Below are 13,224 nucleotides of genomic sequence, written 5' to 3' on the forward strand. Positions count from 1 at the left end.
ATTAAAATCTGTAATTTAAGTTAATGAAGTAGGTAGTTCCTCTACCAAACCAGTATTTGTTACCGAATACAGGAGTTTCTAATGCTTTATCATCTCTTAACTGACGATAGTTAGCATTTCTTCCTTGTTCAAAACCACCTGTTCTGTATTCTCTATTGAAGATGTTTCCAATGCTAGCAAATAAACTAATGTATTGATTGTCTCCAATTTTCCAAGATTTACCCCCTACAGCATTAACTACCATATAGTCATTAAATCTCTCTTGTCTTAATAATTCTCTTGCGATTGAAGGATCGTAATCTGTAAAAGGAACTCCTCCGTCATCTGCAAAGTTACTACTTCTTGTTAAAGGAGCGATATCTATATACGTATCATTGAATACGTTAGCTGTTGCTCCGAACCACCAGTAATCTGGATCTCTATATTCGAAACCGAAAGAGTAAGCCTTTTGAGGTCCGCTTGCTAATCTATAATTTTTAAGATTAGAGGTTCCAAAATCTTTCACTCCAAACTCATTAGCATCAGCATCACCAACAAAATCTTCTGAAGCGATGAATAAGTTAGGATTGTTTGCATATGTATACTGACCTATGTTAGCTGCTCCTTTTAAGTTTAATGTAGGAGTAATCTTAACGTCAATACCGAATTCAGCACCAATATGTCTTTTCTCGATACCTTGTAATGTTTCTTGTACAAATGCAGTGTTATCACCGCCAATACCATCAGCAAAGAAGAATGAAGTTTCTACAGCATCTTTAATTCCTGTATAGTAAGCAGTAGCTCTAGCTTGTAAAATTGGTGTTCTTACAATGTAGCTTGCATCAAATGATAATACTTTTTCACTAGTTAACCCCTCTACAATAGCATTGTTTTCTCTTGAGTTAGCAAATGTATTTCTTAACGTAGGTGCTTTTGTTAAATACCCACCATTAAAGTCTAAGATATGACGACCAGTGATTTTATATGTTAAACCTCCTTTAGCACCCCAGTTAGTAAATTCTTGCTTTTCAGATTTTCCAAAAGAAGTGTTTATAAAGCCTCCATTTTGAAAATTACCATCGCGTTGGTGAGAAGTTTTAGCAAAACTACCAGCTACATAAAAATCTACTTTATTATATTTAAATTGAGCTTGAGCGAAACCATTGATAACTTCTGATAATAAATCAAAGTCGTATTTAAAACGGTCTCCTTCACCTGCTAAATGAAGAGGGTTTAATAAGTTGTTTTGCTTTTCCTCAAAAGTATCAGCAAATGTATCTACATCCAAATATCCATTACCTCCTAATAAATCTATGATTTCAGCAAAGTTCTCTGATTTTTGAGACGTATAATTAACAGAAGCATTTAATGTGATATTATCTGTTAATTCGGTGTTGAAAATAGTATTTACAGTAAATCTATCATCTTCATTTCTGTCTTCATATAATACGTACGCAGAATTTCCACCTGTAACAGATGCAGCATTAGCAGCGTATAACTGATTCCAATCTAATTGACCATCATTAGCAAAAGCTTGGTACATACCATAAATATCTGGTAATCCTTGTCTGATACCATAACTTGGTAATTTTTGATAGTAAGTTGGATCAGGATTAGCAGTTGCTAAATTTGTAATAAATGGATTTCCGTCTCCGTCAAGAACACCATCTTCAACTCTAGCTCCGTTAAAATCAATTCTACTGTTTCCGATTCCTCCAAATTGGTAAGAAACATTTGTAGTTAAAGAAGTTTTATCATTAATATTCCAGTAGTGGTTTAACATGATAAATGGCTCTTCAACATCTTTAACTCTAGAGTTTCTGATTTTACCGTTTTGATATCCCCAATACGGGTTGTACTGAATTCCTTTAATATCGATAACTTCTTGAGTGTTTGGAGCTGCTTTACCTCTTCTGTTAGAGGCAAATACAGACGTAAAGTTTAAGCTATGGCTATCATTAATAACTTTTTCGATAGAAGCAAAAGTAGAATATGCATTATAAGATGAACCATCTGCAAAACCTTCATCAGCAATTCTTCTACTTCCTGAAAAAGCAAATGCCCAACCGTCATCCATTAATCCTGTTGCATAGGTTCCCATAACTCTGTGAACATAACTTCTATTAGATGAAGCATAAGAAACTCTACCACCTTTTCTGTATTCAGAAGCTCTAGTACTAATGTTTGTAGAACCTAAAACTCCACCAAAAGTAAAGTTTGAAGGCGCTAAACCGTTGGTAAATTCCTGATTACGTAGTACGTCGTTTAAACCTCCCCAGTTAGCCCATTCAGGTCTTCCTGTAGAAAGTTTGTTCATTTCGATACCGTTGATTAATAATTTTGCATTGTCTGAATCTAATCCGCGAACTCTAAAAAAAGAAGAGCTAAATTCAAAAGCAGCTGTTCTTAAATAGATATCTCTAGATGCTTGTAATAAACCAGAAATATTATCAGCAGCAGTTGTGTCATCGTTAAGTTCGTCATCAGTAATTATAATTGTACTTAAATCTTGCTGTTCAGCAAATTCATCCTCGTACATATAAATAATACCTAAATCAACGATGCTTCCAGATAACGACACAGGATAGTTTTGTGTTTCATATCCTTCCTTTTTTATTACAATGATGTGTCTTCCGTCAGGTAAGTTTTCTAAAGTAAAAGAACCAATAACATCTGTAGTAGTACTTATGCTATTTCCTTCAACACTAATAGAAACACCTTGTAATAATCCTTCGGAGCTGCTGTCTTTCACAACCCCTTTTACAATGTTCTGAGCAGATAATCCTAATGAGAAAATCAAGCTAAACAACACTGTTAGAGTAAATTGTTTCATAAAATTGTTTAAATTATTTTTTAATAAAAAATGCGCACAAAATTATGTTTTTATGAAAATGCCAATGTTAACTTAATATTAACATTTGAGATTGTTAATAACTCGCATAATTGTGGCTTGGATTTTGTATTATTTTTGCCGAGTTAAATTTTTATAATGAGAAAAATACTATTGTTTAGTGTGTTGTTAATGAATATCTTATTTGTTAACGCACAAAAAAAATATAAAATTAGAACCGTAGCGTTTTATAATCTTGAAAATTTGTTTGACACCATCAATGATACTTCTAAAAACGATGAAGCTAGTCCGATTATGGAGTTAAATACGAATAGGTCTAAAGTTTATTGGGATAAAATTGATAAGCTAGCAGAAGTTATTAGTCAATTAGGAGAAGAAAAAGCAAAAACAGGTCCAGCTATATTAGGTGTGGCTGAAATAGAAAATAAGCAAGTATTAGAGGATTTAGTAAATTCTGAGCGATTAAAAAAAATGCGTTACGGAATAATTCATTTTGATTCACCTGATAATAGAGGTATTGATGTAGCTCTTTTATATCAGCAACGTTACTTTAAGCCTGTTCATTATGAAGCTGTAAATCCTAATATATTTTCTGAGAATAAAAAAGTATACACTAGAGATATTTTAAGAGTTTCAGGTTATTTAGATGATGAACTGGTTCATGTTGTTGTAAATCACTGGCCATCAAGAAGAGGAGGGGAAGCTAAGAGTAGTCCTTTACGAGAAAAAGCAGCTTATAAGGTTACTCAAATAATTGAAAAGATACGCGAGGATGATAAAAACGCAAAAGTGATGATTATGGGTGACTTTAATGACGACCCAATGAATAAATCATTTAAAGATGTACTTAAAACAAAATCTGAAGAGGAGGATGTAAAAAAAGGTGATATTTACAATCCTTATGAAAGCATGTTTGCAAAAGGTTTAAATACTACAGCTTATCGTGATAACTTAAGTTTATTCGATCAAATTTTGTTTACATCTCCACTTTTAAATAAGAAAGGAAGAAAAGATTTCTCAACCTATAAAATGTTTAAATCAGGAATTTTTAACAAACGTTTTATGGTTCAAAACAAAGGAAGATATAAAGGATACCCTTTTAGAAGTTTTTCTAATGGACAATATACAGGAGGGTATAGTGATCATTATCCAGTGTATATTTACTTAATTAAAGAACAATAATTAAAATCCCAGTTTTTAAACTGGGATTTTTAGTTTTTACATATTTCGTTCAAATAATTATTCAATCGTATTTGAAATAAAGTCCCTTTAAGTAGTTCTTCTATTTGATTTAATTCAATAAATGAAACAGCTAAACTTACTTTATTTGATGGAGTTTGTAATAGTAATGATCTGCAATGTTCTCCTAGTTCACATTCACTACATTTATTTTGAGTTTTAGAATCTACTATTTTATCTAAAAAGAGTTCCAATTCATCTTCAGTTAAATGAAACCCGATGTCTCTAAATATAACTTGAGTTAACAATGAGCTCGAATGTTTCCAGCAAAAAGAAATCCCTATTTGATTTTCATATATTTTTATAATTTCTTCCATAATCTTTTCGATTGATTATAGAACAAATATAATTTATTTAGAATTATTCTAAATAAATTATTTCAAATCTTTTAATAATAATTGTAAGGAGGTTTTTCCGTTCCAAGTATTTTCATCTATTTGATATATTACGTCAAAATCATTGACTATAGCATCAATTTTATCACCCATACTAAATCCAATTGCGCTAATTGAATTTTGTGGATTTCCTTGAAACAACGTAAGTTTAAGATGAGATTTATCTTCTCCAACTTGTTTACCATATCCATTATCTCTAACGGAAGAACTTTTAAAAACAGGTTTTCTGTTTTCTGGACCAAATGGAGCCATTTGGTTTATTATTCTATAAAATTTTGGTGAGATATCTGTAAAATCTAACTCAGCATCAATAGTAATTTCAGGAGTTAATAAACTTTCATCGATACTATTTTTTACAACCTCTTCAAATTTATGTTTAAAAGCTTCATAGTTCTCAGGAGCAATAGTAAGACCAGCTGCATATTTATGACCTCCGAATTGTTCAATAAACTCAGCGCATTCGTCCAAAGCATTATAAATGTCAAAACCTTTAACTGATCTTGCCGAAGCAGTTAGCTTTCCTTCACTTTCGGTAAAAACCACAGTAGGGCGGTAATAAGTTTCTGTTAAACGAGAAGCTACAATTCCTATAACACCTTTATGCCATTCTTTGTTGTAAACTACAGTTGTGTATCTATCAACTTCATCATTTTCTATTATTTGAAGTAAGGCAGCTTCGGTAATATGTTTATCTAATTCCTTTCTATGGATATTAAATTCTTCAATAGAAGTAGCAATTTCTAACGCAATTTCTAAGTCTGACGAAGTTAGTAACTCAACAGCATAATTGGCATGTTTTATTCTACCTGCGGCATTTATTCTTGGAGCAATAATAAAAACTACATCAGAAATGGTTAATTCCTTTTTTTCTATGGATTTTATAAGTGCTTTTATTCCAATTCTTGGATTCGTGTTAATAACCTGAAGTCCGTAATAAGCTAAAATTCTATTCTCGCCTGTCATAGGAACTATATCGGCAGCAATTGCAGTAGCAACTAGATCTAAATACGATACCAAATGACTAGTTTCAATTTCTTTTGTTGAAGCTAATCCTTGAATTAATTTAAAACCAACTCCACATCCACAAAGTTCTTTGTAAGGATAGTTACAATCTTTTCTTTTCGGATTTAGAACTGCAAAAGCTTTAGGGATTTCATCTCCAGGTTTATGATGATCGCAAATAATAAAGTCAATACCTTTTTCTGATGCGTAAGCTACTTTATCAATTGCTTTTATACCACAATCCAAAGCAATGATTAGAGAAAACTCATTATCGCTTGCAAAATCAATTCCTTGAAATGAAATTCCATATCCTTCTTTGTATCGATCAGGAATGTAGGTGGCTAAATTTGAGTATTCTTCACTTAAATAATTATAGAGTAAAGCAACAGAAGTAGTTCCATCAACATCGTAATCTCCATAAATTAGAATTCGTTCTTGATCAGCGATTGCGGTTTCAATTCTAGCTACAGCTTTTTCCATATCCTTCATTAAAAAAGGATCATGTAAATCATCGAGTGATGGTCTAAAAAAATCTTTAGCTTCTTTAAAAGAAGTAATTCCTCTTTGTACTAGTATTTCTGCAAGTTTTACATTAATGTTTAACGCATTGGCTAAACTAAAAACCAAATCAGGATTTGGTTTTGGTTTTAATTTCCATTTCATAGCAATTGGTATTAATTAAAAATAATTTCAGTGGTTACGGTAGCAAACTGTCTGAACATTTCCATAACGCCGCAATATTTTTCAACTGATAAATTAACCACTTTTGTTAGTTTTTCATGATCTAAGTCTTTTCCGTCAAAAAGATATTTTACATGAACTTTATCATAATATTTAGGATGTTCGTCAGTTAAGTTTGCTTCAACAATAATTTTTAAGTCTTCAAAAGAAGTTCGCATTTTTTCTGCAATCATAACTACATCTAGTCCAGAACAGCCAGCTAAAGACGAAAGCATTAATGCTTTGGGTGAAGCCCCAGCTTCATTACCTCCGTTAGCGTATGATGTATCTATTAAAATATTAGCTCCATTAGGATTATCACTTTTAAAAAGTAAATTTTTCTTCCATTCTGTAGTTACAATATTCGATGCCATATTAGATTTTTTTTGTTTCTTGTATGAAAATACAAAACTACTTAAAAAATAAATTATGCCATTAGTAACTCCGTTGGATCCTAATCACGATGAGGAAACAAAAAGGTTGTCGGATTTTTATAATGAAACACTTGGTTTTTGCCCTAATTCGGTATTAACCATGCAAAGAAGACCAGATATATCAAAAGCATTTATCAACTTAAATAAAGCAGTAATGGCCAACCACGGTCGTGTTACTTCTGCTTTAAAAAGAATGATTGCTTGGGTTAGTAGTAATGCTACTGGCTGTAGATATTGTCAAGCACACGCAATTAGAGCTGCGGAACGTTATGGAGCAGAACAAGAAAAACTAGATAATATTTGGGAATATAAAACGCATCCTGCTTTTTCTGAAGCTGAAAGAGTAGCATTGGATTTCTCTTTGGCGGCTTCTATAGTACCAAACGCTGTTGATGAAACTATTAAAGAGCGATTGTATGAGTATTGGAATGAAGGAGAAATAGTAGAAATGTTAGGTGTTATTTCTTTGTTTGGTTATTTAAACCGTTGGAATGATTCTATGGGAACCAGTATTGAAGATGGTGCAGTTGAAAGTGGAGAAGAGTATTTAGGCAAACATGGATGGAACAAAGGAAAACATGTTTAAAAGTTTGACTTTATAAAAAGATAAAAGCTCGCAAATTGCGAGCTTTTTTTATGTAGTAGTTAAAAGAAATAATAAAATTACTTCTTTAATAAGTCTCTAATTTCAGCTAATAACTCTTCTTGAGTTGGACCTGCTGGAGCAGCTGGAGCAGCTTCCTCCTCTTTTTTCTTCATTGCATTAACACCTTTTACAATCATAAACATTACAAAGGCAACAATGATAAAATCGATAACATTGGTAATAAATGCACCGTATAATACAGCAACTTCACCACTTACTTTCCCAGATGCATCTGCAACACCTTCTTTTAGTACATATTTTAAATCGTTAAAATTAGTACCGCCAATCATTCCAATTAGTGGAGAAACAATTCCGCCTGTAAATGAAGAAACTACTTTGTTAAAACCAGCACCCATTACGAAACCAACCGCAATGTCTACTAAGTTACCCTTCATAGCGAAGTCTTTAAATTCTTTTAGCATTCCCATGTGTTTTAGTTTTTGATTATTAATAAATTGTAATTTATAAAAAAATATTAATGTTTTACTAATCTTTTAATTCTTTGAGAGAGTCCAGTTAAAATTTCATAAGGAATAGTTTCACATTTATGAGCCATGTATTCTATATGTTGCTGATGATTGAAGATTATTACTTCATCTCCTTCTTTACAATCTATTTTAGTAACATCAACCATAATCATGTCCATACAAACATTACCTATAATAGGTGCAGGCTGATTGTTAACAATCACAAAACCATTTTTATTACCAAGCTTTCTTGAAATTCCATCAGCATGACCAACTGGTATAGTTGCACTTCTTGTTGGTTTATTAGCTACAAAAGCTCTGTTGTAGCCAACAGTTTCACCAGGTTGAATATTATGAATCTGTGAAATTATAGATTTTAAGCTATGTGTGTTTTTAAGCTGTGCAGTTTCATTGGGAGTATTACTAAATCCGTATAACCCAATACCAATTCGAACCATATCAAATTGAGCTTGTGGATAATGAACTACACCAGATGTGTTTAAAATATGAATCATTGGTTCGTAACCTAAATGTTCATATATCTGCTTTATGATGTATGCGAAATTATTAATTTGATTGATAGTAAATTCTTGCTCGTTCAAATCTTCACTAGCAACTAAATGAGAAAAGATAGATTGAACAATAACATTGCTCGATTTTTTCAATCTTGCTATAATATTAGGAACGTCGGTATGCCAAAAACCTAGCCTGTTTAAACCCGTATTAAATTTTATATGAATTGGGTAATTCATTAAAGGTACTTCTGAAGCATAATTCAGAAAAGCTTCAAAAATTTTAAAGTTATATAAATTAGGTTCTAATCTATATTTTACAATAGTAGGAATGTTTTGTATTTGTGGATGTAATACTAAAATAGGAGTGTCTATTCCTGCTTCACGTAAAGCTATCCCTTCATTACAATATGCAACCGCAAAGTAATCGACATTATCTTTTACAATTTTAGCTATTTCTACGGCATCACTACCATATCCAAAAGCCTTAACAACAGCTAAAATTTTTGTATCGGGTTGTAATCGTTGTTTAAAATAGTTTAGATTGTGTAATACAGCATTTGCATCAATTTCTAAGACAGTTACGTGGTTATTCATTCTTCTTCCTCTATTTTACGTTTGCTTTGTTCTTGTATGGCTTTGTAATAGGCTGCTCTGCTCAGTGGTTCGTATTCTTGAGTTTCCCCTAGCATTACGATATTATCTCCTTCGGCTTTTCTAAAGCTATAATGTGCTAAATTTCCAGTTCTTGTACATACAGCATGTACTTTGGTTACATATTCAGCTGTTGCCATTAATGCGGGCATTGGACCAAAAGGATTTCCTTTAAAATCCATATCTAATCCAGCAACAATTACTCGGATTCCTCTATTTGCTAAATCGTTACAAACAGCTACTATTTCATCGTCAAAAAACTGGGCTTCATCAATTCCAACAACATCAACATTATTGGCTAATAATCGAATATTTGCAGATGCAGGAACAGGTGTAGATCGAATTCTATTATCGTTATGAGAAACTACTTCTTCCTCATCATAACGAACATCAATTGCAGGCTTAAATATTTCAACTTTTTGCTTTGCAAATTTTGCACGCTTTAAACGTCGGATAAGTTCTTCGGTTTTACCAGAAAACATTGAGCCACAAATTACCTCAATCCACCCAAATTGTTCTGTATGATTTACTGTGTTTTCAAGAAACATTTTGTAATTTTAATGCTCAATTAGTTATTTTTGCTTCGCTTTTAAAAAAACAAATTTATTAAAATTTATAGGCAAAAATTAAAACCTAGAAAGAACTTATGCACAAAAAATTGGCTTCTGATTTAACTAGTTTAGCACACAGCATCTTACAAATGAAAAACAAAGAAGATGTTTTGGCGTTAAAGAAAAAGGCGTATGAGGTTTATGAAAAATTAGCATTACTGGCCTATATAGAAGAGTACATTAATACAACGCCCAATGCAGAAGAAACAAAAGAGGAGTTAATTCAAAAAGTGGAAGAATCTCTAGTAATTGGAGAAAAAGCAGATTTGGGTGAAGTATTTGATACGATTGAAGAAGTTGTTGAAAGTGAAATTGAAGGAGCTATAGAAGAAGCTTTTCAAGAGGTTTTAACAAATGAAGTAATAGAAGAAGATTCTGAGATAAGTGATAATGAAAATAAAGAGAAGGTTGAAGCTGAGGTTCAAGTTGAGAATAATGAAGTAGTTGAAGAAAAAGAAACTCCTGTAATTGCTGAAGAGATTATAGAACAACCTTTTGATGAATTGGAAGGTTTATTATTTGGTGAAGAAGAACTACCTACTGAAGCACCAGATTCAAAAAAGATTGAAGAACACACACAACCAACATTGGAAGATGAACTTCAAGACACACTTCCTGTTGATGTAATGGCGGATTTATTTCAGAAAATAGAACCACAAAAAACAGTAAATGATGTATTGCAAAACACGATTAAAATAGATTTAAACGATCGTATTGCTTTTGTAAATCATTTATTTAATGGAGATCAAACAGACTTTAACAGAGTAGTTTCGCAATTGAACACTTTTAAAACAGAAAAAGAAGCTAAAAGTTTTATCAGCAGAATGGTAAAGCCTGATTATGACTGGAGCGACAAAGAAGAATATGAAACACGTTTGCTGGAGATAATTGAACGTCGTTTTGCTTAAATTTATTACAAACTAATATATGAAGATTGAAGTATCAAACGGAGAAATCCTAGATAAATACACTATTTTAGAAATTAAACTTTCTGAAATAAAAGATGAAAATAAACTTAAAAATGTTCAACATGAATATGATGTTTTATCACCGATAGTAGAGCGTATTTATGAAGAAGTAAGCGATTCATCAAAATTGAAAGAGTTTCACGAAGGTTTATTATCCATCAACAAAAAATTATGGAAAATAGAAGATGATATTAGAGAGTGTGAGCGTAATAAAGATTTCGGACAAACATTTATTGATTTAGCTCGTGCGGTTTATTTTACTAATGATGATCGATCTGTAGTGAAGAAAGATATAAATATTCTTACTGGATCCGATTTAGTTGAAGAAAAATCGTATGAAGATTATAAATAAGTTAAGTTCATTTAAACTATTCTTTTTTTTATTTGCAGTTGTATCTTTTTATAACTGCAAATCTACTTACAAAACTCAAGCTTTTCTCCAAGAAAATATTCCACCTAAGCCCGATTACACCAAAGAAAGTTCTTGGGCAGTTTTGCCTGAAAAGTACACGGAAGAGTTTAAGCAGTACGCATCAACCAATATAGATAAGCTACAAACGGATGTTTTTTATGTGTATCCTACCTTAATTTCAGACAAGAAAGATGTCCGTTGGAATGTTCCAATTACTGATTCCGAGCAGAATGATAAGGTTTTAAACAAAGCTGTTTTAATGCAAGCTTCTGCTTTTGCAACGGCAGGAAAAGTATATGTTCCTTATTACAGGCAAGCGCATATCCGTTCTTACAGAATGTTTAACCAAGGAGGAAAAGAGGCGCAAGAATTAGCGTATTCTGATGTCAAGAATGCATTTGAGATCTATCTTAAAAAATATAATAATGGAAGACCTATTATTATAGTGGGTCATAGTCAAGGTACAACACATACTTCTCGATTGTTAAAAGAGTTTTTTGATGGTAAACCATTACAGAGCAAATTAATCGCTGCTTATATTCCAGGAATAAGAATGAAGGCAGATACATATACTTCAATACAACCGATGACAACACCAAATGAAACAGGTGGTTTTGTGTCTTGGAATACGTATAAAAAGGGGCATTATCCAAAAAAAGATAAAGATTGGTACAAAGGAAGTGTTACAACCAATCCAATTACTTGGGATAATTCTAAAGAAACTACATTAGAAGAACATAAAGGATTCTTATATACAAACGGGAAAATTTATGACGAAGCACTTTCAATAAAAATTACAGATGGTTTGGTTTGGAGCTCAAACCCTAAATTTCCGATGTGTTTTTTTATGTCTTTCCTAAAAAATTATCATGCAGGAGACATTAATTTATTTTGGCAAGATATTAGAGATAATGCTGTATTAAGAGTAAATACTTGGTTAAAAGAGCATGAATAAATTTTGTTGCTTGTAACAAAATAAATTACGGCTCGTCTTCATTACAAAACCAAGTATTATGAAGCAATTATTTACAGCAGTACTATTATTCGTGACAGTATCTATTACAGCACAAAAAACAGCGTATAACAACTTTTATAACGACCATAAAGAGGAGTCTCAGTTTTCTATGAGTGTTCCTGTTTCTTTGTCGAATTTAATTTCTGATGAGGCTGATTCAGAAGAAATAGAAGTGTTACTTAAAAAAGCAGAGCATTGTAAAATTACCGTTTTCAATAACAAAGGAAATGCTATTGAAAAGAGTTTTAGAAAATTTGCAAGATCTAATGGATTAACAACTTTAGTAAAAGTAAAAGATGGAAAAGACAGAGCTGCCATCTATTTTAAAGAAAAAGGGGATTTAATTAAAGAGATTATCATCAAAGCAAATAGTGATGAAGATAAATTGGTAATGGTAGGATTAAAAATTAGATTAACCAAAGATGAATTTGCTGAAATAGTATCTAATTTGAAAAATAAAGAAGCTTCTCGTTAGAGAAGCTTTTCTTTTAGTTGTTGAACAGTTTTTTTACTGTTTCCTACAAATATCTCTTCATCAACAATAAATACAGGACGCTTTAAAAAGGTGTATTCGTCTAGTATATAATGTTTATAATCTTCTTCCGTTAAATTCTGATTTTTTAAGTCCATCTCTTTATAAAGTTTAGCTCTTTTATTAAATAAATCTTCATAGCTTTTAGTATAACTGTACAATTCCTCCAATTGTTTAACAGTTATAGGATTTAACTTTATTTCTTGCTTTTCAAATCCGTCAAGATTTACTTCTCTTAAAATTCTTCTACACGTGTCACAAGTTTGTAAAAAATAGACTTTCTTCATGTTAAATAAGTATCTTTATCAACGCTAAAATAAACAGAAAATGGATACACAATTCGATATTTTGAGAAAATCTAGAGAACTTGTTTTAAAAAGAATTGAAGGATTATCTCACGAACAATTACATAAAATTCCTGAAGGATTTAATAATAACATTGTATGGAATGTTGCACACTTAGTAGTTACGCAGCAATTATTACATTATAAATTATCAGGTTTACAGTGTTTAGTTCCAGATGAATTAATTGAAAATTATAGAAAAGGAACTTCACCTTCTGAAGAAATGAATGAAGAAGATTTTGAAGAGGTTAAAGAGTTGTTAGCAGGTTTACCAGACACGCTTGAAGAAGATTATAAAGAAGGAATTTTTAAAGAATACACAGAATATCCTACTAGTACAGGATTTGTGTTAAGTTCGATTGATAATGCAATTACATTCAATAACTTACATGAAGGAATACATTTAGGAACTATTATGGCATTGACCAAATTGGTATAATCAT

General features: G+C 31.6%; 15 protein-coding genes. 7 read left to right on the forward strand and 8 right to left on the reverse strand.

Going from position 1 to position 13,224, the window contains the following annotated elements:
* Position 1: 1 nt before the first annotated feature.
* Complete coding sequence (locus EV195_RS01795; RefSeq protein WP_132792088.1) at positions 2-2,812, reverse strand: carboxypeptidase-like regulatory domain-containing protein; 2,811 nt, start codon at positions 2,810-2,812, stop codon at positions 2-4.
* A 156-nt stretch (positions 2,813-2,968) separates the two neighbouring features.
* On the opposite strand from EV195_RS01795, the gene EV195_RS01800 reads away from it, so the two are divergent.
* Positions 2,969-4,012: an endonuclease/exonuclease/phosphatase family protein gene (locus EV195_RS01800; RefSeq protein WP_132792091.1), complete on the forward strand. Its 1,044-nt coding sequence runs from the start codon at positions 2,969-2,971 to the stop codon at positions 4,010-4,012.
* Between the two features lie 29 nt (positions 4,013-4,041).
* On the opposite strand, the gene EV195_RS01805 is transcribed toward EV195_RS01800, so the two are convergent.
* From EV195_RS01805 to EV195_RS01815, 3 genes are read right to left on the reverse strand one after another with little or no spacing between them, the layout of a single operon-like run.
* The gene (locus tag EV195_RS01805; RefSeq protein ID WP_132792094.1) at positions 4,042-4,386 is read right to left on the reverse strand and encodes a hypothetical protein; all 345 of its coding nucleotides are present in this window, start codon (positions 4,384-4,386) and stop codon (positions 4,042-4,044) included.
* A gap of 57 nt (positions 4,387-4,443) precedes the next feature.
* The gene (gene recJ, locus EV195_RS01810; protein WP_132792097.1) at positions 4,444-6,129 is read right to left on the reverse strand and encodes a single-stranded-DNA-specific exonuclease RecJ; all 1,686 of its coding nucleotides are present in this window, start codon (positions 6,127-6,129) and stop codon (positions 4,444-4,446) included.
* A gap of 11 nt (positions 6,130-6,140) precedes the next feature.
* Positions 6,141-6,560 (reverse strand): OsmC family protein, encoded by a 420-nt coding sequence (locus EV195_RS01815; RefSeq protein WP_132792100.1) that lies wholly within the window; start codon positions 6,558-6,560, stop codon positions 6,141-6,143.
* Positions 6,561-6,615: 55 nt separating this feature from the next.
* Here EV195_RS01815 and EV195_RS01820 point away from each other — a divergent pair, with 55 nt between their 5' ends.
* The gene (locus tag EV195_RS01820) at positions 6,616-7,206 is read left to right on the forward strand and encodes a carboxymuconolactone decarboxylase family protein (RefSeq protein ID WP_132792103.1); all 591 of its coding nucleotides are present in this window, start codon (positions 6,616-6,618) and stop codon (positions 7,204-7,206) included.
* Positions 7,207-7,283: 77 nt separating this feature from the next.
* Here EV195_RS01820 and mscL read toward each other — a convergent pair whose 3' ends face one another.
* The 3 genes from mscL to EV195_RS01835 are packed head-to-tail and all read right to left on the reverse strand — an operon-like array spanning position 7,284 to position 9,447.
* Positions 7,284-7,688, reverse strand: coding sequence for a large-conductance mechanosensitive channel protein MscL (gene mscL / locus EV195_RS01825; RefSeq protein ID WP_132792106.1), 405 nt, complete (start codon positions 7,686-7,688; stop codon positions 7,284-7,286).
* A gap of 53 nt (positions 7,689-7,741) precedes the next feature.
* Positions 7,742-8,842 carry an alanine racemase gene (gene alr / locus EV195_RS01830; protein WP_132792109.1) on the reverse strand — a complete coding sequence of 367 codons (1,101 nt, stop codon included), beginning with the start codon at positions 8,840-8,842 and terminating at the stop codon, positions 7,742-7,744.
* Positions 8,839-9,447 carry a thymidine kinase gene (locus EV195_RS01835; protein WP_132792112.1) on the reverse strand — a complete coding sequence of 203 codons (609 nt, stop codon included), beginning with the start codon at positions 9,445-9,447 and terminating at the stop codon, positions 8,839-8,841. The genes alr and EV195_RS01835 overlap by 4 nt, the downstream gene beginning before the upstream one ends.
* A gap of 98 nt (positions 9,448-9,545) precedes the next feature.
* Here EV195_RS01835 and EV195_RS01840 point away from each other — a divergent pair, with 98 nt between their 5' ends.
* The 4 genes from EV195_RS01840 to EV195_RS01855 are packed head-to-tail and all read left to right on the forward strand — an operon-like array spanning position 9,546 to position 12,380.
* A complete protein-coding gene (locus EV195_RS01840) occupies positions 9,546-10,418 on the forward strand; it encodes a hypothetical protein (RefSeq protein WP_132792115.1) in 873 nt (290 codons plus the stop codon).
* A gap of 19 nt (positions 10,419-10,437) precedes the next feature.
* A complete protein-coding gene (locus EV195_RS01845; RefSeq protein WP_132792118.1) occupies positions 10,438-10,830 on the forward strand; it encodes a DUF6165 family protein in 393 nt (130 codons plus the stop codon).
* Positions 10,814-11,845 carry a DUF3089 domain-containing protein gene (locus EV195_RS01850; protein ID WP_132792121.1) on the forward strand — a complete coding sequence of 344 codons (1,032 nt, stop codon included), beginning with the start codon at positions 10,814-10,816 and terminating at the stop codon, positions 11,843-11,845. Before EV195_RS01845 ends, EV195_RS01850 begins: the two co-directional genes overlap by 17 nt.
* A 58-nt stretch (positions 11,846-11,903) precedes the next feature.
* Positions 11,904-12,380 (forward strand): DUF4252 domain-containing protein, encoded by a 477-nt coding sequence (locus EV195_RS01855; protein WP_132792124.1) that lies wholly within the window; start codon positions 11,904-11,906, stop codon positions 12,378-12,380.
* Here the strand turns inward: EV195_RS01855 and EV195_RS01860 are convergent.
* The gene (locus tag EV195_RS01860; protein WP_132792126.1) at positions 12,377-12,724 is read right to left on the reverse strand and encodes an arsenate reductase family protein; all 348 of its coding nucleotides are present in this window, start codon (positions 12,722-12,724) and stop codon (positions 12,377-12,379) included. The two genes, EV195_RS01855 and EV195_RS01860, sit on opposite strands and share 4 nt — an antisense overlap.
* A gap of 40 nt (positions 12,725-12,764) precedes the next feature.
* Between EV195_RS01860 and EV195_RS01865 the strand changes: the two genes are divergently transcribed.
* Complete coding sequence (locus EV195_RS01865; RefSeq protein WP_132792129.1) at positions 12,765-13,220, forward strand: DinB family protein; 456 nt, start codon at positions 12,765-12,767, stop codon at positions 13,218-13,220.
* Positions 13,221-13,224: the final 4 nt, after the last annotated feature.

Origin of the sequence: Tenacibaculum skagerrakense, from assembly GCF_004345825.1 — a bacterium.
GTDB classification, from domain to species: domain Bacteria; phylum Bacteroidota; class Bacteroidia; order Flavobacteriales; family Flavobacteriaceae; genus Polaribacter; species Polaribacter skagerrakensis.

Bases quoted from the DNA above. Each gene is read 5' to 3' on its own strand.
- EV195_RS01850 (WP_132792121.1), top strand. From the start codon at position 10,814: ATGAAGATTATAAATAAGTTAAGTTCATTTAAACTATTCTTTTTTTTA.
- EV195_RS01840 (WP_132792115.1), top strand. From the start codon at position 9,546: ATGCACAAAAAATTGGCTTCTGATTTAACTAGTTTAGCACACAGCATC.
- EV195_RS01800 (WP_132792091.1), top strand. From the start codon at position 2,969: ATGAGAAAAATACTATTGTTTAGTGTGTTGTTAATGAATATCTTATTT.
- EV195_RS01805 (WP_132792094.1), bottom strand. From the start codon at position 4,386: ATGGAAGAAATTATAAAAATATATGAAAATCAAATAGGGATTTCTTTT.
- alr (WP_132792109.1), bottom strand. From the start codon at position 8,842: ATGAATAACCACGTAACTGTCTTAGAAATTGATGCAAATGCTGTATTA.
- EV195_RS01845 (WP_132792118.1), top strand. From the start codon at position 10,438: ATGAAGATTGAAGTATCAAACGGAGAAATCCTAGATAAATACACTATT.
- EV195_RS01855 (WP_132792124.1), top strand. From the start codon at position 11,904: ATGAAGCAATTATTTACAGCAGTACTATTATTCGTGACAGTATCTATT.
- EV195_RS01795 (WP_132792088.1), bottom strand. From the start codon at position 2,812: ATGAAACAATTTACTCTAACAGTGTTGTTTAGCTTGATTTTCTCATTA.
- EV195_RS01820 (WP_132792103.1), top strand. From the start codon at position 6,616: ATGCCATTAGTAACTCCGTTGGATCCTAATCACGATGAGGAAACAAAA.
- recJ (WP_132792097.1), bottom strand. From the start codon at position 6,129: ATGAAATGGAAATTAAAACCAAAACCAAATCCTGATTTGGTTTTTAGT.
- EV195_RS01860 (WP_132792126.1), bottom strand. From the start codon at position 12,724: ATGAAGAAAGTCTATTTTTTACAAACTTGTGACACGTGTAGAAGAATT.
- EV195_RS01865 (WP_132792129.1), top strand. From the start codon at position 12,765: ATGGATACACAATTCGATATTTTGAGAAAATCTAGAGAACTTGTTTTA.
- mscL (WP_132792106.1), bottom strand. From the start codon at position 7,688: ATGCTAAAAGAATTTAAAGACTTCGCTATGAAGGGTAACTTAGTAGAC.
- EV195_RS01815 (WP_132792100.1), bottom strand. From the start codon at position 6,560: ATGGCATCGAATATTGTAACTACAGAATGGAAGAAAAATTTACTTTTT.
- EV195_RS01835 (WP_132792112.1), bottom strand. From the start codon at position 9,447: ATGTTTCTTGAAAACACAGTAAATCATACAGAACAATTTGGGTGGATT.